The organism is Cytophagia bacterium CHB2 (assembly GCA_030263535.1).
Taxonomy (GTDB): Bacteria; Zhuqueibacterota; Zhuqueibacteria; order Zhuqueibacterales; family Zhuqueibacteraceae; genus Coneutiohabitans.
Map to the genome: position 1 here is coordinate 1 of SZPB01000072.1, position 20,925 is coordinate 20,925.

At 50.1% G+C, this 20,925-nt stretch carries 13 protein-coding genes; 6 read left to right on the forward strand and 7 right to left on the reverse strand.

Annotation, left to right across the window (positions count from 1 at the left end):
- Positions 1 to 291: 291 nt before the first annotated feature.
- Positions 292 to 1,164 (forward strand): hypothetical protein, encoded by an 873-nt coding sequence (locus tag FBQ85_09485; GenBank protein MDL1875379.1) that lies wholly within the window; start codon positions 292 to 294, stop codon positions 1,162 to 1,164.
- A gap of 58 nt (positions 1,165 to 1,222) precedes the next feature.
- Here the strand turns inward: FBQ85_09485 and FBQ85_09490 are convergent, their stop codons facing one another.
- From FBQ85_09490 to FBQ85_09500, 3 genes are read right to left on the reverse strand one after another with little or no spacing between them, the layout of a single operon-like run.
- Entirely contained in the window at positions 1,223 to 2,188 is a 966-nt protein-coding gene (locus FBQ85_09490; GenBank protein ID MDL1875380.1) for a hypothetical protein, read from the reverse strand.
- 12 nt (positions 2,189 to 2,200) lie between these two features.
- Positions 2,201 to 3,502 (reverse strand): hypothetical protein, encoded by a 1,302-nt coding sequence (locus tag FBQ85_09495; GenBank protein MDL1875381.1) that lies wholly within the window; start codon positions 3,500 to 3,502, stop codon positions 2,201 to 2,203.
- Between the two features lie 43 nt (positions 3,503 to 3,545).
- Complete coding sequence (locus FBQ85_09500; protein ID MDL1875382.1) at positions 3,546 to 4,655, reverse strand: hypothetical protein; 1,110 nt, start codon at positions 4,653 to 4,655, stop codon at positions 3,546 to 3,548.
- Positions 4,656 to 5,323: 668 nt separating this feature from the next.
- Here FBQ85_09500 and rocD point away from each other — a divergent pair.
- The 5 genes from rocD to FBQ85_09525 all read left to right on the forward strand — a co-directional run bounded on the left by rocD (position 5,324) and on the right by FBQ85_09525 (position 14,029).
- Positions 5,324 to 6,532: an ornithine--oxo-acid transaminase gene (rocD, locus tag FBQ85_09505; GenBank protein ID MDL1875383.1), complete on the forward strand. Its 1,209-nt coding sequence runs from the start codon at positions 5,324 to 5,326 to the stop codon at positions 6,530 to 6,532.
- A gap of 194 nt (positions 6,533 to 6,726) precedes the next feature.
- Positions 6,727 to 7,626, forward strand: coding sequence for a DUF4412 domain-containing protein (locus FBQ85_09510; protein MDL1875384.1), 900 nt, complete (start codon positions 6,727 to 6,729; stop codon positions 7,624 to 7,626).
- 144 nt (positions 7,627 to 7,770) lie between these two features.
- Positions 7,771 to 8,706 carry an SAM-dependent chlorinase/fluorinase gene (locus tag FBQ85_09515; GenBank protein ID MDL1875385.1) on the forward strand — a complete coding sequence of 312 codons (936 nt, stop codon included), beginning with the start codon at positions 7,771 to 7,773 and terminating at the stop codon, positions 8,704 to 8,706.
- Between the two features lie 394 nt (positions 8,707 to 9,100).
- Positions 9,101 to 12,034, forward strand: coding sequence for a hypothetical protein (locus FBQ85_09520; protein ID MDL1875386.1), 2,934 nt, complete (start codon positions 9,101 to 9,103; stop codon positions 12,032 to 12,034).
- Positions 12,035 to 12,070: 36 nt separating this feature from the next.
- Positions 12,071 to 14,029 (forward strand): PorV/PorQ family protein, encoded by a 1,959-nt coding sequence (locus FBQ85_09525; GenBank protein MDL1875387.1) that lies wholly within the window; start codon positions 12,071 to 12,073, stop codon positions 14,027 to 14,029.
- A gap of 357 nt (positions 14,030 to 14,386) precedes the next feature.
- Here the strand turns inward: FBQ85_09525 and FBQ85_09530 are convergent, their stop codons facing one another.
- The 4 genes from FBQ85_09530 to FBQ85_09545 form a co-directional block, all read right to left on the reverse strand.
- Positions 14,387 to 15,877, reverse strand: coding sequence for a hypothetical protein (locus FBQ85_09530; GenBank protein ID MDL1875388.1), 1,491 nt, complete (start codon positions 15,875 to 15,877; stop codon positions 14,387 to 14,389).
- A gap of 259 nt (positions 15,878 to 16,136) precedes the next feature.
- Positions 16,137 to 16,757 carry an XTP/dITP diphosphatase gene (locus FBQ85_09535; protein ID MDL1875389.1) on the reverse strand — a complete coding sequence of 207 codons (621 nt, stop codon included), beginning with the start codon at positions 16,755 to 16,757 and terminating at the stop codon, positions 16,137 to 16,139.
- Positions 16,758 to 16,817: 60 nt separating this feature from the next.
- Positions 16,818 to 19,886, reverse strand: coding sequence for a T9SS type A sorting domain-containing protein (locus FBQ85_09540; GenBank protein ID MDL1875390.1), 3,069 nt, complete (start codon positions 19,884 to 19,886; stop codon positions 16,818 to 16,820).
- Positions 19,887 to 19,915: 29 nt separating this feature from the next.
- Positions 19,916 to 20,896: a hypothetical protein gene (locus FBQ85_09545; GenBank protein ID MDL1875391.1), complete on the reverse strand. Its 981-nt coding sequence runs from the start codon at positions 20,894 to 20,896 to the stop codon at positions 19,916 to 19,918.
- Positions 20,897 to 20,925 lie beyond the last annotated feature (29 nt).

Sequence of the window (20,925 nt, forward strand, 5' to 3'; positions counted from 1 at the left end):
TTTGGCATTTTTTCTTCATGAAACCACGAAGTGGTGACATAATTTCGCGGCTCAATGAAAGGGCTATTTTGAAACACCTACTTTTGGGAATTGCTCCCACGTGAATGTCAAAATTCATTAGTATCCGTTTGGAAAAATTATCACGACAGCGAAGATTTTGAAAGGCAGAACAATGATTCGGCAGAATGATTAAAAAATATTCTGCAAACCATCATTCTGCCTTTTGGCTGCGGCTGATACCGTATTATTCTTTAGATGGTGAAAACCAGTTGATACATTTATGAGCACGCAATGCGCTATCGCAACGAATTCAAACGTCTGGATGTTTTTCGCTGCCGCCATGATAGCCATGAAAAATTCGAATACAGAGTCTCGGCCTTTCACATTCTGGAGCGCAAGCAATGCTTTCCCGGCGGGTGTGTTTATTTTCGATGGCGCTGCAAATTGTTCGAGAAGGGCAAGCCGTGTTATCGCGGCTATCAACACGTGGGACGATTATGTGAAGGGTGCCAGTACTTTCTCGACGAAAAAGTCAACAATCGCCCGGAGCTGAGAATCCCGGAAGCCGAGTACGAAGAATGGCGCGAGCGCTATAAGGATTTTGCCGAATGGGTGGAACGGATGAAAGGGCGGGAGGCCAGCGTGCTTGGCGTGATTACGGCGGTGAAGCCGCGATTCCAAAAGTTTCTCTATCCGAAAACCGAGGAGTTGCGCCTGCGCGGTTTTCAAGTGGCGTTTTCAGAAGCCTTTGTTGATTTGGATCATCTTGACGATGATTGCTATGCCGTTGTCAGCCGCGATTTTCAGGATCGCCATCAGCTCGCGCCCGGCGCAAAAATCGAATTCCGCGGCAGATTCACGTTAAATCGCGGGCGCGTCGTGTTCGAAAAGATTCGCCGGGTGGAAATTGTGGAGCCGCCGCATGCAAAGGCGGAGTGGAATTCCAGCACGGCGTTGGTGGCGCGCAGCGTGGCCACCGGCTTCGACTGGCAGCCGGCGAAATGCCTGCAATGCCAATATGGCGTTTTAGCAGACGTCGAAGATCGGCGCCAACCGCAAACGATTGCCCGCCGTCAGCTTTATTGCCTGCAAGGCATGCCGCATCCGGATGTCTGTCCGATTGTTCCGGGGCGTTCGTTGGGGGAGGATGAATGTCAGAAGTGAGGGCGAGTTGAATCGCTCGAAATTGGCTGGTTTAGCGTTCGAGCGTTTTGATGATACTTCAAAGTTTTTCTATCTCCTGGCCGTAGAGATAATACCAATCATCATAATTTGCCAAAATATCCAGCAGCGCGTTTGCAGCTTCAGGAGCAAAGACGGTTTCAACTTTTTGCCATTTATCGGTGAAAAGCTGCGCATTTTCAGCTTGCAGGAATTGCACAAATTCCAAGAAGGCATACGTCTCATTTGAAGCTTGAAAGTTGAAGTGTTCGCGCAAGCGTTGTTGATTGCCTTGTCCGAGTCGGCCAAACTCTTGGTAGGCTTTTAAATGCGCCTCGCGCAACTCCGCCTTGCGGTAAGCCCACGCGCGCGATTGCAACAGCGCATCAACCAGCTTGCGCTGGCTTTCGGTAAGCTCCCGTCCGGCCAACTCACCCTTGCTCACCTGATATAACAACTTGCCTGCCATACCGCCCTCGGCCAGCAAATCCGCAAGTTGGGAAAATTCAATCGAAGCGGTAATCGGGGGTTTTGGCGGCTCAATCCAATTCGAACCGACAGCCGTGCGTGCGCGCGCGCTATCCAATGCGGCATAGGGCAGTTTGATTTTTGCTGCTGTTGAGGGGAATAAAGAGGGGGGCGGCGTTTGCGTTTGCGGAGCCGGCGTTGCTTTTGGGGGAGGAGGTTCCTCGCGTTTTGGCTCTGGAGTTGGAGACGGCGTTGGCGCCGGGGTGGCCACGCGCTTATTTTGCCATGATTCGACAAATGCTTGCGGCGTCAATTCCGTGCCGTTGGCAAGCCGGATATGGCTAATGTTTTCCAGGGCGACGGCTTCGCCGTAGGTGTAAGCATCTCTTTTGGAGGTGGCTTCGAAATACACCGTACTCTTCCACACGTCAAGAACCGTGCATGCAAAAGATTCGCCGTTTTTCAAAAACAACGTCACCGCCCGCTCTTGCGCTTGCAGAGAGCTAGCGGTGACGAAAATGCTGAGTATAATTTGTACAACTTGGAAAAAGCGCCTCACAAGCCGATCCTTCTAGAAACGAAATGCGAGAGAAGCAAAGGCCTTGTTTAAGGTAATTTTTTCTGACACCGGCACCAACGTATCGCTGAGATCATCAAGCGGTTGTTTATAATCGCGCCATTCGCCGGTGACAAAGGCGAGATCAAGACGGACTTGCTTATCAAGGAAGATGCCCACGCCGGCAGTCAAGAATTCGCGGTCGGCGTCGCCCGGTAAGCCTTCCAGCGGGTTGGGATCCAAAAGATAACCGCCGCGCAATTGCACATCGAGCACGGGCAGGGTAAACTCTGCGCCCAAACGTACACGCGTCGTGGCGCGATAATTCCGCGCCAGTTCATCATTGGCCTCGTTGCGCGAGAGACCCTCGATGGGAGGTTCAGTGGTATAGCGAATTTGCGACCAATCGTTGTGCTCGACGCTGCCGGAGAGCAGCAAGCCGGCGGCATTGACCGAGGCGCCCGCGCCCAGTGAAAACGGCGAACGAATTTTATACTCAAATCTGCCGTTGTCATTGCCTTGTTCGACCTCGCCGTCGTCATATTCCGTTTCGTCCGAGGTGTTCCATTTCTCCTTGACGGTGAAGGTTGTGGGCGTTGCCAGCGTGAAACCGAGACGCAGCAATGACGACGCGCGATAGAGGCCGGCAAGCTTGAAATTGACGCCGGAGAACTCCGAGAGCAGCGCATTATCATTGCGATAGGAATCAAAGGTGTACAGATCAAGCACATCTCTCTCTGTGAAGCTGGCAAGAAAATCATTTTTGCCCGACCATAAATTCACAGAAGCGCCAACTGAAAAGTTGGGAGCAATCTCAGACGCGCCGGCAAACGTCCAGTTGTTCAAGCTGCCGTCTTCCAACTCGCTCCAGCGCTGATTTACCGAATCGTCCGGCGTGTTGTTGAACCACGAGAAGCTGAAATTGCTGTCGTAGGGCCGCACGCGATGATAGCCCAGTGAAAAAACCAGGCTGCCGCGATAGGTTGGAATTGGATAGGCCAGGCCAATGCTGTTGAAATTCGTGTATGAAGCCTTGTCATTTTCGCGGTAGAAATCAAATGTCGCGTTATCTTCGCGTTGGGCGTAGCTCAACGTCGCAAAACCCTCGAGGCGGCGAATCTGGGTGAGCGCTGCGGGATTCCAAAACGCGGCGCTGTAGTCATCGCCGACGCCGATATATGCGCCGCCCATGCCCATGGCCCGGCCGCCGACACCGAACTCGATGCCGCGCTGAAACAATTCTTCCTGCGCCTGCGCCGAGATCAGCAAACCACTCAGGCCGACTAGCGCGGCGAGCAAACTGAATTTTATTCTCATAAATTCTCCATCTCGCGTTTACAATGCGTTCCTTTTCCTGGCGTTAGTTTTTACCGCGGCGATTGGAAGAACCGCTGCTGGATTTTGATCCAGAGGAGGAGCTTCCAGAAGAAGAGCTTCCTTTGGCTGCGCCGGAACTGCCGGACGAGCCGCCTCGATTCCAACTCGGGCTGCTTGAGCCGCTGCTGCTAGAAGATTCACGCTTCGGCGCTACTTTGCGAGTGGTGGAACCTTCTTTGGAAGTCTTGCTTCCCGAGGACGAACGGCGGCCATCATTCCGCTTCACGGCTTCACGCCGGTCCGGGGATTTCGGCTTGCTCACGCTTGTGGGGTTTTTGCTCGTCGCCGGAGCAGTATATGTCCGGTCATCGCCGCGCGCAGGCGTTACGGCCTCGGTTGTGCGATCGCTGTCAGTAGCGCGGCGAGAGACTCGGCGGCGATCCGTCGCACGCTCATCGCTGGCCGGCGTTGCCCGGTCGCGTGTGTCAACCTCTGTGCGCCGTTGCCGGCGATAAGAGCCGTCCGCGCCGCGGTCAAACACAGTTTCACCCGGCTTGCTGATGCTTGAACGATCAGCAATCGGCTTGCTCAGGCTGCCGCGACGATCGGCAACCGTGCCATCATCATCTGAGCCTCGTGCGCCTCGACGGCCAAAATCACGTTTCTTGCTCGGTTGGGGTGGATCATAAATCGGCGAATAGTCGGGATAGTACCAACCAGGATTGTAAACCGCCGTCGGCCCCCACCAATAGTAACGATCGCGATACCACGGATCCCAATACCCGGACCAGCGCGTGCCGCACCAATCCCAGTAATCATAGTACGCGCCCCAGCCTACCGAAACATAAAAGCGATTGCGCGGATGGTGGCGATAGTACCATGAGTAATACCAGGGATCCCACGGGTCCCAATAATAAGGACGATAGTAGTCGTAAACGTAAATATTCGTGACGTCATACTCAGATTGCTGATCAGGGACGTATTCGGTGTCGTTCTCGGCGTATTCTTCCATATCGCCATTCTCTTCTTGCACGGCTTCCTGCGCCACGCCCTCGTCATCTTGAGTTTGACGCGCAAGTTGCGTGTAGCAACCGCTGATCACGAAACTCATTAGCATCAGCCCAAGAGCCAAGATAAAGGTTTTTGGTTTCATGGAGATCATCTCCTTGGCAAACCTTGATTGGTTCAAAACTTTTATGAAAACTCGCAGAATTTGCATGAGGTAGTTCACAATGATTTAAATGGATTAGCCTAGCTTCATGTTCCAACTTTTTTTAACGCAAGCACTATGCCACAACATGAACCCATGTCCTACTAAATTTCTACAAGATGTTTTTTGTTTTTTAAAAGTTTACAAACCTTGATTTTTTATGATTGTACATGATAAGTTTGACTTTATGTTGCAAGTGGACGCAGTTGTAAAGAAGATAAACACAGCAGTATTTGCTGACAAATATAAGACTCCCTTTGCGGAATACAATGCTTTTCTCTCCATCGTTCGAAGTTTTTTCATGTGATCATTTGGGGTGTAATTCCCGTGGCCCTCCACGCCGAAATTTTGTAAACGGCCACTTGAATTTATTCTCATGAGTCCGAAACTAAATGCTTTCTGGCGCCTGTTACAATCCCGTTTCAGCCGCCATTTTCCTCTTTGCTTTTAGCGGCGGCTGCCTTACATTCGTTACCACAAAATTTATGACGACGCGCAAAATTTTATTAAGAAATCAGATAGGTTCTCGCAAAAGCAAACGGTGATAAACACCTTAGACATAAACAAAATCTAGATCAGCCATGAACACACAAGCGCGAAAGGAGCCAGCAATGACGGCAAAAGATTACATTCAATTAGAGGAAATTTATGGTGCACATATTTACCATCCGCTCGACATCGTCATCGAACGCGGGGAAGGCATCTGGGTTTATGATGTCGAGGGCAAAAAGTATCTCGATTTTCTGAGCGCATATTCCGCGGTAAGCCAGGGCCATTGCCATCCGCGCATTTACCAGGCGCTCATCGAGCAGGCCAAAAAATTGACGCTGCCCTCGCGGGCGTTTCGCAACAATCAAACTGGTTTGTTTTATAAAGAATTGGCGGATTTGTGTGAAATGGAGATGGTGTTGCCCATGAACTCCGGCGCCGAAGCGGTGGAGACGGCGGTCAAAACGGCGCGCAAATGGGGCTACATGACCAAGCACATTCCCGAGAACAAAGCCGAAATCATCGTGTGTACCGGCAATTTTCACGGCCGCACGACGACCGTCATCTCGTTCTCTTCAGAGCCGCAATATCGCAAAGATTTCGGACCGCATACCCCCGGCTTCGTGTTCATCCCGTATGGCGATATTGATGCGCTCGCCCGCGCGATTACACCCAACACCGCCGCGTTTCTGGTCGAGCCGATTCAAGGCGAGGGCGGCATCCTGATTCCGCCGAAAGGTTATCTCAACAAAGTGCAAGAGCTTTGCCGCGCGCAAAATGTTTTGGTGTTGATGGATGAGATCCAAACCGGCCTGGGCCGCACCGGCAAGCTTTTCGCATATCAACATGAAGCAGGCGTGAAGCCGGATGTTTTGATTCTCGGCAAAGCGCTTTCCGGAGGTTTCTACCCGGTATCGGCAGTGATTTCAACCAAGGCGATTTTGGGCAATTTCAAGCCGGGAGATCACGGCAGTACGTTCGGCGCCAACCCTCTCGCCTGCGCCGTAGGCCGCGAGGCCCTCAAGGTTTTGATCGAAGAAAAACTCACCGAGCGCTCAGCGCAACTTGGCCATTATTTTCTCGAGCGCTTGCGCACGATTAAAAGCAAGCACATCAAAGAAGTGCGCGGCCGCGGCTTGTTTATCGGCGTGGAACTGAAGCCGGAAGCCGGCGGCGCCCGGCGTTTTTGTGAAGCGTTGTACCACGAAGGCCTGCTCTGTAAAGAGACACACGAGCATGTCATTCGATTCGCACCGCCGCTCGTGATCGAGCGCGAGGATCTCGATTTTGCGTTCGAGCGCATCAAAAAAGTTTTGGAAACAGTGAATTGATTTCCACAGCATCTTTAAATCAAATTAACGAGGCCGGCGGCAAATCCCGCCGGCCTTTCGTGCGTTAGGAGTCAGGCTGTGTGATTATGATGGTTTGTTCCACAGGCTGAACATGTTGCACGCTCAGCTTGTCGAAGCGTGCAATTTCGCCCAGTTTTTTCTCACAGTCTGAGTTTTATGCCGGAGTGCAAGCGATGAATTTTAAACGAATTTTCGCCGTTTTGCTTTTGGAATTGGGTTTTGTAGCAGCCGTGACAGCGCAATCGTTCACCGGCGTGGTTCAGCAGCGCCATTTTTCCATTCCGCGCGAAGTCCTGTTCACATTGGCGGGCGAAATCAAAGACGCGCCCACGCCGGAGGAAGAGGCTTTCGGCTTTTCGGCCAGCAAAGTGCTGTCGCGTCCGGTGCCTCAACTTTTGGCGGAAATGAAAAAGCGCGGCCTGGCGCTCAGCGCCGACCAGTTTACGTATCATTTTGGCGCGAATGTCATCCGCGTCGACATCAATCTCAGCAGCGGAAACAGTTTGTTCGGCAAAAATATCGTTTATATTTTGCGCTCGGATAAAAAACTGAACTGGGTTATTTTGCCGGAGCAGCAGGCCTATCTTGAATTAAGCGCCGACGAGAATAAATCCGTGGTGACCACCGCGAAAGATCTATTGCAGAGTTTTTCACAAAATCAAACCGCCGCAAACGAGCCAACGGCGCCGGAGTTCCAAAAAACCGCGGAACGGGCAGTCGTCAATGGTTTTGCGTGTACGCGCTATACTGCGAGCCGTTCCGGCCAGCTCCTGGAACTCTGGGGCACAGCACAATTTCCCGAATTGCGGCGCGCTTTCGAAGATTTTGTTGCGCAAATGGAATTGGGCGAGATCGCGGAATTGCAGGAGAGCGGCATGTGGCCGCAAGAGATGCAAGACCTGCCGATTTTGTCGAAGCAACTTTCACAAGGTCGCGGCATGAATGTTCTGGAAATCACCAGCATCAAACCGCAAAAAGTGGACGCCGCTTTGTTTGAAATTCCGCCCGCATACAAGAAGCTCGATATGCAGCAACTGCTGCAAGAAATGTTGCTTAAAAAAATTATGCGTTAGTTCTCTTTCCCATTAAGCACCTTGGCACGACAACACGACCCGGGAACGAGCCGAACCAAGCCAGGTAAAGTCCGGCTTTAGTGAAAATTCTTGTGATAAAGTCGAATTTTAGCCGGCATTTTATCCATCCAACTCGGAGGCAAAATGTTACGACGAGTTTTATTGGCGGGCGTGGCCGCGCTGCTGTCGGGTTTCGGTTGCAGTTCTTCGCCGACGATTGCCGTTCTCACCGATTATGGCTGGAATGATCCGTATGCCGGCGCCTTGCAGGGCGCGATCCTGTCGATCCACCCGGACGCGCGCATTGCCACGATCACACATGCCATTCCGGATTACAATATTCGCGAGGCGAGTTATGTTCTTGCCACGGCCGCCAATGAATTCCCGGAGGGCACCATTTTTCTGGCGGTTGTCGATCCGGAAGGCGGCGGCAGTCGCCGGCGCATCATCGTTGAAACCCAAAACAAGAAATATTTCGTCGGCCCGGATAACGGCATTTTTACAGATGTCATCAAAACCTCAGGTTTGCAGCGCGCGGTTGAAATTAGCAACGTGTTGTGGTACCGCCGCGGCGCAACCTCAAACACGTTTGAGGGAAGAGACATTTTTGGACCGGCGGCGGCGCATTTGTCAAAAGGCAAAAGCCTGAGCGATGCGGGCAAGGAGATAACCGATCCGGTGATGTTTGAGCGCGTGCCGGCGAATCTCACTGACGCCGGTATTGTCGGCGAAATTTTGCATCGCGATCATTACGGCAATCTCGTGACCAACGTGCCGGCGCCCATGCTCGCCAAAGCCGGCTGGCGCACCGGCATGGCGCTCGCCTGTCAAATCAATAAGAAAAGCGTGGACGCAAAATTCGTCGAACGTACCAGCGCCGCAACTAAAGGCGAATTCATTTTGATCTTGAATCATCAAGGATTTTTAGAATTGGCGCGCAATCGTGAAAGCGCGGGCGACAGCCTGCAGGCAAGGGCAGGCGATGAAATCATTTTGCGCACAGCCGGAAGCAGCACCACGACGATTCCCACCAGCGTCACGCCGCCGCCGGCATCGTCACGGCCAACGGCATCGAAATAAAAGCTGGTACCGTCGTTGTTACCGGGAGACATCTCCGACAAGCCTGGCATTCAGCCTTCGAGTTCAATTCGAAAGACCTTGCCAGGCTGTCACAGTCCTGTGACAGAAGAAAGTTGTTGACATTCTGCCAAAAAGTATTATAATGTAGCCAGTTGACTGCACAAAAATAGTCCCGCCACCAGTTCGTGCAGCGTTCTAGTGTCTTGTGAGTTCAGCCTTCTTTTATCAGGAAGGAGCTGATCTCATTTATCCCGCCATGTGCTCATACCGATGGATGAGAAGGCAGCAAGCCGCCATCTTGTCTCCGCTCTCTTGTTTGGGTAAGGGAAAATTCAAAACCATTTTTCGTGTTGACTCCAAATCAATCGTTTCACTTTTAGAGGATGATCCAAGCATGCAAAAGGGATCTGATTCGTCGTGCTTTGCGGCAATGTTGCGGCGAAGCGTGAAAGGCAGCCTCATTTTCATGGCTGTGGTGCTGTGCTGGGGCAATGCGGCCCAAGCGCAACAGCAGGAGCGTGAATGGCGCGACGATTTCCGCAGTAACGCGCGCATTCAGAGTTTTAAAAACGTCGTTCTCGATTTCACCAAAATCTCTGGGGCTGACACGGGCCAGGTCTCATTGCTGACCATCGATTCGACGCTTGCCACCGGCTCGGATTTTCGCGTGTTTCTGCGCGGCATCGAAGCTGGGTATATCGGCAAAAAAGCGGTGAGAACCGTCGTTGACATCGATGTCTTTCAAGCCAACCCTAATTTTTATCTGGTCACAGATGCCGGCACGAAGTCCGTCTTCACCTATAACAATGTTCAGGGCAGCGCCGGCGCAGGCGATATCGGCTTTCAAATTGATCTCGCTTTCACGCCCTCCGACGCGTTTTCTTTCGTGGAGAACGGACGGCCGCAAGTCATCATCACCGGTTTTGACGATGCTGATGGCGCCGGTCATGTGGTAAAATATGATTTGGAGGGCGGGCCGACAATCGTATGGGAGTATAATGCCATCAGTGATGCCTTCAAGTTATTGCGGCCGTCGGACGCCGTCGTGATTCCCAATCAATTCAACAAAATCATTATTTGTGATACCGGAAACGATCGTTTGATTGAAGCAGATGTCACTATTCCCAACAGCGATGCCGGCTTGCGGGCGTTAACCGGCGAGAGTTTCCGCTCCCCGGTTGATGTCGAAGTCGATCAGAATCGCCCAAATGTTTATCTCGTCACGGATCAGGGCAATCATCGCGTCGTGTTGGTGCAGCGCGGCGGCGACACGCTGACCAGAATCTTCCAATTTGGCACGGGAGTAGCTGGCAATTCGAATACGACATTGACTCGCCCCAACGACGCCGATATTTTGGATAATGATAACATTCTCATCAGTGATGCCGGCAACAATCGCCTCATTGAAGTGACGCCGGCGGGCAGCATTTTCTTCCGCTTCGAAAGCCCGCTGCCCAGCCTTACGGACGCCGATCGCATCGCCGATAACCGCACTCTTGTCGCCTACCGCAGCAACGGCACGGATGTGACGCCGCAGCGATTGGCTTATGTCGCGAAGGATTCCATTATCTCAAGAATTTTTTCCTTTGGCCGCGCCGTGGATTTCGACTCTTTGTATTGGTTCGGCGAAGATTTCAACACGCCCGGCCGCGACGGCACACGCATCAGCTTACGTATGCGATCCTCGAATAGCCGGAGCGACATTCTTACGCGCCCGTTCTATGGTCCCACCAGCCAGGGCGATTCTTATAATTTGAGAAGCAGCGCGATCAATCCCATTCACGAACTAAACGGCGATAGCCTGTTTCAATTTCAGGTGAGCCTTGAAACCTCCAGCCCGCTGCGCACACCCGTGCTCACCGGCATTCGTGCAACTTCACATTTCATCCGTTTTGAGGACCCGGGTACGGTGGTTTCAACCGTGATTTCCGATTCTGCCAACAAAGTCGTCACGGATTGGCGGCTGCTCGCGTTTCCAACCAAGGGGCAATTTGTCACGGTTGATATACTCGACGCGCAAAGCAATGCCGTGCTCGCCTCGTTCAATGAAACCGAGAATTCCGTCACCAGCTTGTCGGCACGCGCGCCGGCTTTGCGCGGCAAACAAGCCCTGCGTTTGCGCGCCACCTTGCGCACGAACTCGCCGTTCATGATGGCAAACACGCCGGTGTTGGAAAGCTGGCGCATTGGCTATACCGTCATGGATACCGGCCCCTCGCGCACCTCATTCACCGATGCCCAATTCAATCCCACGGAGGTTTTTAAACTTGCCAACACGCCGAGCGACAGCGTTTTTATCTCGGTGAATGACCCAACGCTTGCGCCCACTGCCGGCATACGCGACACGGTTCGAGTCATGTTGCGCAGCACACTCACGCAGGATTCCGTCAGTGTTTTGCTGCGGGTTAACCCCACCAACTTTGCTGAATTTCGCGGCGGACTACCGGCGGCGTTTGACACGGTTGCACGCGCGAATGACTCGCTTGAAGTGCAAGATCGCGATGTGTTAATGGTCAGTTACGTCGATCCGCTTGACCCTGCAGATACAAGCGGCGACACCGCCATGGTTGTGCAACGTTCGTTTGCCCAACTTCGCATCGAAAACATTAGTGGCGCAAGCATCGACTCAACAGAAGTTTCGGGTTTGATCTACCTGCGGGTAACGGGAGAAACGGATCAAAACCTCTCAGCGACAGCGGTTGATTCGATTCAGGCGGTGCTTACTTCCCGATTAGGCGGCGAACAAGAGGTTGTAACGCTGCATGAAATTGCCGCAAACGCAGGTGAGTTTCGCACGCGCACAGGGATTCTGCTCACGGATGTTCCCACCGCCGGCGGCGATTATCGCTTGCGTGTTTCCGCGGGCGACGATGTTTATGCCAGCTATACCGATCCCTTCGCCGGTGATGTCGCGGCAGATACGATTGCCGTGCGCGGCGGCGGGCCGCCGGTTAATCCTCTGTCTGAACCATTTGCTCTCGACGTTGCGCCCAATCCCTTTGTAAGCTCACAAGGCCATCAACTGCTTCGCTTGCAGGCGCGCGTCCGGTCTGGTAATATGTCGATTCAGCGCGTCGAAATTTACAACCTCGCCAGCGATCTGGTAACCACGATTCCGAGTGGGCAGGTTTTGTTTAATGGCAGAAGCACAATTGCCGCGACGGATGGGGCAGTTATCACTGACGGCTGGTGGAACCGGCGTTCGGATAATGGCGCCGCCGTGGCCAGCGGAACTTACTTCGTTAAATTTTTCGTGCGCCTGACGGGTCAACCGCAAGGACGAGATGGAGAAACTTCGGTCATTCGCAAGCTGGTCATTATTCAATAACGGCCGAATTAAATCCGAACTTTTTCCAAAGCTTTTATGTCGATGACTTTCAGGATCAATCCTATGAAAAATATTCCATCTTTCTCGCGTTGTGCAACGTTAGCAACGTTGATCGTGTGCGCCGGATTTTCCTTGGCGCAGGCACAAGTGGCGGGCCGCTACGCCGCACCAATGCTGCGCGTCAGTCCGTATGCCCGACAGGTGGCAATGGGTGAAGCGTTCACCGCGCTTGCCAACGATATCAGCGTCATGCGCTACAATGTCGGCGGCCTGGGCAGCTTGACGATGAACCACAAATCATTGTCATTCCATTTTCATCAGTGGATCGATGACACCTATCAAGGCGCGATCGAGGGCGCGATTGCAACGCGCTACGGCGGCCTGGGCCTCAGCTTCGGCTATTTTGATGAAGGTGAGATTACCGCCCTTAATCCGGATTTTTCGCCCGTCCCCGGCACGTTCAACAGCAACGATCTCGTGCTTTCATTGGGTTACGGCAACCATGTTTATCTTCTCAACAACAAGCTCTCTTTTGGCGCCGCGCTCAAGGGCGTGCGGCAGGATCTCGTGAGCAATGTCGGCACGGGCATTGGCCTTGATCTCGGCGCGCTTTACTGGCTCGACTCGTTTTCCGTGGGCGCGACGCTGCAAAATTTCACTTTGAAGAAGTTGCAACTTGGCGGCGGCGGTAGCGCCAACCTTTTGCCGGAGACGATTCGCGCGGGCGTCGCGACGCATGTGCCGATCGGCCTGGGCAGCATGGGCCGGCAAATGAAATGGAGTGTCGGTCTCGATGCCTCAAAATTCTTGGACAAGGATGATAAAGACATTCGCCTGCAAGCCGGCACAGAAATTTTTCTTTCAGAAGTTTTTGCCGCGCGCGGCGGCTACAAGTTTCATAATGAAGACAATTCACGCTGGGGCGCCGGGTTCGGTTTGATCATTCCGATGAACTGGTTTGGCGGCTCGAGTACGCACTTTGACTATGCCTACAGCCCGCTCGATGCTTTTGATTCTCAGGCGCATCGTTTTTCTCTCTCCTTCAATTTTGGCACAGCGCAGCCACAAGATTTCGCTTCGGCGCGCGGGGATATCGATCGCGAATTGGCGGAAGCGCGTCGCGCCCGCCAGGAAGCTGAAGAAGCGCGCCTTGCCGCAAAAGAAGCGGAAGAACGCATTCGCGATTTGGAAGCACAATTGGCTGAGCGTCTGAAAATGGCCGAAGAGATTGTCAAGCAATCCCAGGGCAAGCTCACCATTGAACAGCAGCCGGGCGGCAACATCAAGCTGACCATGCGCGATACCACGAACATGATCAATTTCGATTTCGACAAATCCGTGATTCGCAAAGACATGTTTCCCATTTTGTATGACGTCACGAGAATTCTCAAAGAGATTTACAGCGATTCGCCCGTGGGGATTTCAGGCCATTGTGACAACATCGGCACGGATGAATATAATATCAAACTGGCGGAACGGCGCATCAACAGCGTTATCCGCTTCCTGGTCGAGCAGGGCATCAGCTCGTCGCGTTTTTTCAATCCCATTCCTTATGGCGAATGGATGCCTTTGAATGACAATTCGACGGAAGCGAATCGTTTTCGCAACCGGCGTGTGGAATTCTTGATTTACACCGGCGAAAATACGCCTGAGCTGCCGCGGGCTTCGAAGATCGAGCAGGTTTATGTGTTGGGCGACACCGTCAATGTGGTCGGCAACGGTTACTTCCCAACCTATACGACGGATTTACTAAGAGACCCGACGCGGCTTGTTATCAAATTCTCGAAAATGTACATTGCCGATCCGCTCACGGCCGCAGTGAATCGCGGCTCTGTGCAACGTGCCCGTCTGGGCTATCATCCTGAAGATGCCAGCACCTGGATTGTGTTGGATTTGTTGGAAGCGGTGCAACCGGAGATCGTTTCTTCTGGCAAAACCTTGAAGATCGTGACGAATAGAATTGCCGGAAGTGCGGGGCGCAGTGGAGGAAGGTAGGGCTCAGTTGGTTTATCAACAGCCCGGCAGTCGCCGCCCCTTGTGGACGGCAGCCGTTGTGACAGCGATGCCCCAATTCAGGGCAAGCCGGAACCAATGAAGAAAATTTTCAACGGATGAAAGCGGCCAGCAGATTTTTTTTCGGCTATCCGGTGGCAAATTTTAACTGTTGAAGATACCGTTGCTTTAGTCGCAAAAATTTAACTCTTATGCTGGCATTCCTGTGAGAGCGGCTTTTGATTTAACACCGTTGACGTAAATTTCAAATAAAACTCCCGCAGTTGAGATCCTAAAAATCTCGGCTGCGGGAGTTTTGATTTAAAGCGAATGTGTTGGGCAAAGCCGCGACGTGACGGCCTAGAAGACGATCACAATATCATTCACAATTGCGCCGTTTCTCACCACCACGCTATCCGCGCGCGAAGCTCCGCCATCACCATCGCGATCATAAAACCCAATCGGCTCCGGCGGCACGGCGGTCGGCTCCAGACTGCCGTCTAAATCCGTGTCTTTCGCGCCTGCCGGCCAGTAGGTGCCATCCGGAACATTGGGAATGACGAACTCGCCGGTTTCGTCCGGCGTAATGGCAATTGCGTTCAAGGTTTGGCGCAATACATCCGTGGCTTGGCTCGGATTGACTAAAATTTGTTGAATCACGCTGATCAGATCAGTATTCAGTAAACCAACCAATGTGCTGCGCGGCGAAGTGGATCCGGAACGAAAAACGACTCGGCCCCTCACTTGTCCGGTAGGAAAATCGGCGCCAGTGGTGAAAGCAATTTGCGTGGGCGTTTGTAGTTTTTGCCCGCGCAGGCTGGCAGCGGTGTAAAGCACGGCCGTGTAGGCCGTATTGGCTTTGAGCGTCACGGAAGCGAAAAGCTCCCTGCCGTCAGCGCTCGGCCTGAGCGTCGAGCCGGTCAGGCCTTCTGGAATTGGCGCAATGAAGAGTCCCAGGTTGCTGGTGTCAACCGCGGTCGTGAAGGTCAACCGAAACGTCGTGTTGAGCGGAACATTTTTTTGTCCATTGACCGGGAAGGTGTTCACAACTTTCAAACCGACTACCGGTGTTTGCAGCGCAATTTGCGCGAGAGAAGAAGTTGCAACTGCCACACTGTCCAGAGCGGCATCGGCATTGGCGTCGTAGCCTTGCAAACGATCGCCGTCTTGCAAGCTAAAGCGCCCGTCACGATTGGCATCCAGCGCAGCAAAAGGCCAATAGACACCGGCTGTGACGCCATCAATCGAATATTGCCCGGAGGTATCGTTGATCGCCGTAACTGCGAGCAGATTGGTATAGAATTCCTGATCCGGCGCAGCCGCTTCTAAAACGCTTTGGGGATTCTTTTTGAGCAAGCCCGCAAAGCATTGCATGGGGAGATTGAACGGTTTTGCGGATGTTCCACTGACACTCACATTTGACAAGCTGCCGCCGGTGGTGAATTTGGCGGAGAAGGGTGTGCGCAGATAATCGCCATAGCGATCATTGGCGGAAAACACCACGAGTGAATAGGCGGTATTGGCGGCCAGCGTCGCCGGCGCAATCACTTGCCGGCTGTCGTTGCTCAAATGCACATTGGCAAAAAAATCAGGCGGCGTGGGCGCCAGAATAAAACCAAAATAGGTTAACGACATCTCAGCGCTGAAAGTCAATGTCACATTGGTTTGCGCCGGCACGCCGGTAGCGTTTTGCGCCGGCGCCGTGCTAACCAGGTATAAATCCGGATAGGGGTCAGGAATGTTGGGAGAGGTTTTCTCGCTGCAGCCCCAATAAAGCAAAGACAGTAATGCAAGAGTAAGAATATTCCACCAAACATGCTTTTGCATGTGGTCCCGAATTAACTCAATCATGAACTCACTCCTCCGCTCAAGGTGTTTGCGCCGGGATGCTTGCCTTCGACAAGCTCAGGCGACGGTTATGTACTGGCTGAGCCAGTCGAAGCCAATCGTCGCCTTCGACAACCTCGCCTTCGACAAGCTCAGGCGACGGATATTCGTTGGCTGAACCTGTCGAAGCCAACCGTAAAGCTCAGGCGACGGATATTCGTTGGCTGAACCTGTCGAAGCCAACCGTAAAGCTCAGGCGACGGAATAGATTCCTTTACTCCGGCTAATCAGTATTGTAATTTTTGAACACTCTCTCAAGTATTTTTTTTGCCGCACGCAACGCGTGGCCACGATGGCTGATCACGTTTTTTTCAGCCAGGGTCATTTCAGCCAAAGTACGTTTGCCGCCTTCCACGACAAAAACCGGATCATAACCAAAACCACTGTCGCCGCTGGGCGCAAGCGCAATGTGGCCTTCACAGACGCCTTCGACTAGTTTGACGTCATTGCCATCGGCGAATGCCATTATCGTGCGAAAACGCGCCCGGCGGTTTTCCGGGGGAATCTGTTGCATTTCCGTGAGCAATTTGCGGACATTGTCCTGGTAGCTTGCGTCCTCGCCGGCATAGCGGCTGCTGCGCACGCCCGGCCGGCCGTCGAGCGCATCGACAAACAAGCCGGTATCATCAGCAAGCGCCGGCATGCCCGTATAACTTTGCAAGGCCAGAGCTTTTTTGATGGCATTGTCTTCCAGGGTTTCGCCATCTTCCTCAACTTCGGGCATGTTGGGAAAATTATCCAACGAAAGAATAGCGATGGGGAGGTGCATAAGCACGTCGTGCATTTCACGAATTTTGTCACGATTGTGCGTCGCGAGAACAAGTCGGGCGGGCCGGGAGGGCATGTGATGTCAAATCTTTAGGTTGCTAGTTCAAGTTAGCGCGTTATTTATCAAGATTAGATACTATTTTATCAGCATCAATTCAATCGAATCTTTGAACTCAGGAGTTTCCATGACGCAAAAATATAAGCCAGAAGAAAATTCTGAAGCATCAAAAATAAGCTGATGCTGTCCAGCATTTTGTACTCCACTAAATAAAGTCATGATTTTTTTGCCAAGGCTATTATAGATCGTAATGGAAACGTTCGTGGTTGTTGCAAGCGAATAAATTATCGTAGTCGTTGGATTGAATGGATTGGGCGAGTTTTTATACAAAAAGTCTTTGAACTGAGTAGTTGATTCATTCTCTGCAATTACTTTAGGTCCAACAACAATAATAAAAGAATCGGTTAAATCCCTAAAACTATCCGAGGTCATTCGCCCCTCTAAACGATACGTGAAAGATGATGCAATACCTGGCAGGGAAATTGTCACGCTGTTATTACCCGCGCTCCTCCCTGGAAAACTCTGTTTAGAAACTAGATTTGCATATGTCCAATAATAAACGTCTATATCATGAGCCTCTGAACAATACCAACTAATTGTCGCTGATTTAGGACCGGCCAGAGTTGCAGAATAATTTAAAATAACGCTCGTACTTTTAATATAGTTATAGGAATTAAACGCCTGAAATGTTTGAGGCGTACCATAAATTTTGAATTGGGGGACATTCTTTCCAAAAACTTTATAACTATATCTACCGCTACCTGAAACTTTATATACATTGATTTCATTGTCATTTAATACCACTCGAGCAGTTCTGCCGGCGATTAGAACTAAATCTGTATTGTCCATTTTAAGATATGAACCACGATCTAAAAAAATGTCTATCACCTCACCGGTAGTCTTGATTTTTCGGCAATACCCCATTACTCCAGAGACGCCATTGTAGCTCGGCGCATCAAAGCCTTCTAATGCGAATCCTCCAGAGCTGAGGGATTTTTGATAAGCAAAAAGGCTAAAATCTTTGCGAGGGGTTGTTGTCGAAGCAAAGTCAATTGTAGCTACGCTACCTTGGTTGCTTAGATTAGTAAAACTAAGACCAGAAGGTACTAATGCGGAGTTTGTATTTTGACTGGGCACTAAAACAGCATGAAAATGAGGGTTCAAAGTATTGTTAGCTGTATATTCCAAGCGGCGATGTGCCCCATCAGTGTCAGTTGTTTCGGAAGGTGTTGCAAAACTATTTGAAGCTGCAATAGAATAATAATAGACCTCCATTATCCTATTTGGGCTGTAAACAGCACTGGTTATTGTAACTTTGTTTCCACTTAAACTACTTACTGTATTTCCTGAGCCTGTTTGGAGCAGAAATCTATAGTTACGGGGGGTTGTTGTACTTTGTTGGATGTCATCATAAATGATGACATAAGGAGGTAAATCTCCTTCTTTGGGAATATATTGTGTATGTCTTCGTGCTTTTTGAAAAGATGGAAACGGGCATGGTGTCACACATGTTTCTACTAGGCCCGTACCTGAAAAATCAGTAGTGGGGTTAACATCTGGAAACACTCGTTTGGTCCACGAATCAGTAATATCACTAGTTATATAATAAACACCATTAACGTTATGGTAATCATACCAATTCGCAACCTGTTGCCGTGTATCATCAAGATAAGGCGGGTTTTGGCCATCAACAATTACTGTGCTATGATAATCTCCTTGTTCTTCTTGAATACCGGACAATTTTTTGCCACTATCTATTATCCAACGCTTACCGTAAGCAAAAAACGTAAATGAATTATTGTCATTTTCATCCCAACGCCAGCAAGTTTTTCCGGTTTCTTCGTTATAGTTGAAATTTGTTTCAAAGCTAAAAAGAGTTCCTTCGTTGGCGTATCCATCGCGTGCAATTAACCCTCTGCCGAGAAAAAACTTTGATTTTGGCATCATCGCCAACAAGTCAGGATGTTGAGCATTATTTGCATAATACCTCAGTGCCAATATGTTAGTACTCCCAAAACGATTATACATTCTAAATTGATGGTTTGATACTGGATTTGGTTGAGCGCTATTGTAGGTTTTAAGAACACCCCAGGTATTCTCAAATAACCATGTTGCTGCACCAGCGTTAGCATCAGCCTGATAAATTCCTCCAAGTGCGGAAAAAATTAAGCACTGTCGAGTTGGGTCTGCGGAACTGTCCCCTCCTCCTGTAAAATGAAATGAAGCGTTGATATTATTAATATCAAACAAATTTCCGTTGATTGTAGTATACGCAGGGCGAGCAGGAATGAGTTCCATTGTTACCCACTCATAAATTCTTCTCAAATTTGAAGTGGGAAAATAATCTGTTCCTCCGTTTCTGCGTAATGATTCATAATAAGCAATTATTGGCTGAAATCCCCACAGTCCATAATGAGCTCCCTCAAAACAAGCCCCATCAGAGGCAAACATATTTTTGTCAAGCAGATCAAGCCAATAGGATGCTTTGTCAATATAAGGTGCGGCATTAGCTGCCGTAAAAATTGTTGAAGAATTAAGATAATCGCCTCTAATCGTGATTGCACCGATTCCCACTGCTGCAGCAATATGCATTAAATGATTGTTCCCATACAATGTTTGTTGTTGGGGCCCGTTTGGAGGAGGATTGAAATAATTGTCGAGCAATTCATCCATAAGAGTCTTTATATTTGTTGCTGCTTGGTATCGCTCTGAATTTGTGAGATCATTAAAAAGCATGTCATAAGCTAGTGATATGTGCATCAGGGCGGAAGTACTTATCTGAGTATTAGTCGGATTTGATATTGCAATACTATACATATTGGGTAGCGAATTCTTTGAATAATTGAAAAAATCCATACGAAAAGTATAAGTCGGTTCGATCAGGTAAACAAACGCCATGTCAGAAGCATAATGCATCTTGTAGTGGTCATTGTAGAAAGCCGTCGTCTTATTGAAATTTGCATTATCTCTTAGATCATTGTAATAGGTCTGTAAATAGGTTGAGTTTGTGACAATATTATTCCAAATAGTGTTCAAATCGCTAGATCCAAACAGCAATTTGGGATGCGTGGATTGGGCCGAAACTGTAACTACATTAATAGTTAAGGCCAATACAAAACATTGAAATGTTTTCATGGCTGCCTCCATATAGCTTTAAATGTTCAACTAATGCGTGCTCAATTAACAGAGGAAAGATAGGTAATAACTTGCTTCGCAATCAGGTAATGCCCCTGCTTGGAAAAATGAATTCCATCGGCATAAAGATATAGCTGTTTCGAAGCTTCGCCATCAAATTCTTGGAAACTAATTTCCCTGTATTGTATGTCTTGCTGGTCAAAATAACCCTTCAAAAGCTCTTGTGGAATCCAAACCGAGCTTTGATTGCGATTTCTGATCTGATACTCATAGGGTAAAATAACAACGTCTAGAGCTATATTCTTCGTGTCACACATGTTTTTTATTAAACGCAGATCCTGCTTTGCTTTCACATACCTATGATCTCCAGGCTGATAATACTTTAGATCATACAAAAAATATATTTTGCTGCGATCGGAAATCGCATTTTTGAGAGCCATATAAAATTTCGATCGAGAACGCAACTGCATCAAGGCAAAATCAAACGTATTCGACATAGTTGATTTTTGCACAAAGGAAGTGTCGTTTTGGACGTCATTCAGACACCAAAAAACCAACACTCGATCAAGTTTTGTTTTCGATATCCAGCTCGATAAAACGTCAACGTAATGAGACGAATTGTATCCTATAACAGCCGTATTTATTATACAAGCCTGTAATTTAGCTCTCAGATGTTCCGCTATCGTTTCTGAATCCTGCAATGCCGGGCCGAAAAGCACAGAGTCACCGATCAGCAGAATTTTTTCCTCGTTCGAATTCAAATCGATTTCCGGCCCGCGCAGGCCTAGTGAATTGATCGTCACAGGCTTGCCGCAACACGTTCCCACGGCATGAGGACGCCAGCCGGCAGTGTTCGGAGAATAGACGCGATCTTGATACAAGCTTCTGTCAGTATATTGAACATTGATTTGATCTCCCCAGGCAATACGCGTGAGGGCTTCGGCTAAGCCCAAAACTGCAACACTAGAAAACAATAAAAATAGAATATACAGACTATAGATGACAATTTTTTTCGTGGACATATTCGCATCAGTAGTTTTCGATTGTATCG

Bases quoted from the DNA above. Each gene is read 5' to 3' on its own strand.
- FBQ85_09485 (MDL1875379.1), top strand. From the start codon at position 292: ATGCGCTATCGCAACGAATTCAAACGTCTGGATGTTTTTCGCTGCCGC.
- FBQ85_09495 (MDL1875381.1), bottom strand. From the start codon at position 3,502: ATGAGAATAAAATTCAGTTTGCTCGCCGCGCTAGTCGGCCTGAGTGGT.
- FBQ85_09500 (MDL1875382.1), bottom strand. From the start codon at position 4,655: ATGAAACCAAAAACCTTTATCTTGGCTCTTGGGCTGATGCTAATGAGT.
- rocD (MDL1875383.1), top strand. From the start codon at position 5,324: ATGACGGCAAAAGATTACATTCAATTAGAGGAAATTTATGGTGCACAT.
- FBQ85_09510 (MDL1875384.1), top strand. From the start codon at position 6,727: ATGAATTTTAAACGAATTTTCGCCGTTTTGCTTTTGGAATTGGGTTTT.
- FBQ85_09515 (MDL1875385.1), top strand. From the start codon at position 7,771: ATGTTACGACGAGTTTTATTGGCGGGCGTGGCCGCGCTGCTGTCGGGT.
- FBQ85_09520 (MDL1875386.1), top strand. From the start codon at position 9,101: ATGCAAAAGGGATCTGATTCGTCGTGCTTTGCGGCAATGTTGCGGCGA.
- FBQ85_09525 (MDL1875387.1), top strand. From the start codon at position 12,071: ATGTCGATGACTTTCAGGATCAATCCTATGAAAAATATTCCATCTTTC.
- FBQ85_09530 (MDL1875388.1), bottom strand. From the start codon at position 15,877: ATGATTGAGTTAATTCGGGACCACATGCAAAAGCATGTTTGGTGGAAT.
- FBQ85_09535 (MDL1875389.1), bottom strand. From the start codon at position 16,757: ATGCCCTCCCGGCCCGCCCGACTTGTTCTCGCGACGCACAATCGTGAC.
- FBQ85_09540 (MDL1875390.1), bottom strand. From the start codon at position 19,886: ATGGAGGCAGCCATGAAAACATTTCAATGTTTTGTATTGGCCTTAACT.
- FBQ85_09545 (MDL1875391.1), bottom strand. From the start codon at position 20,896: ATGTCCACGAAAAAAATTGTCATCTATAGTCTGTATATTCTATTTTTA.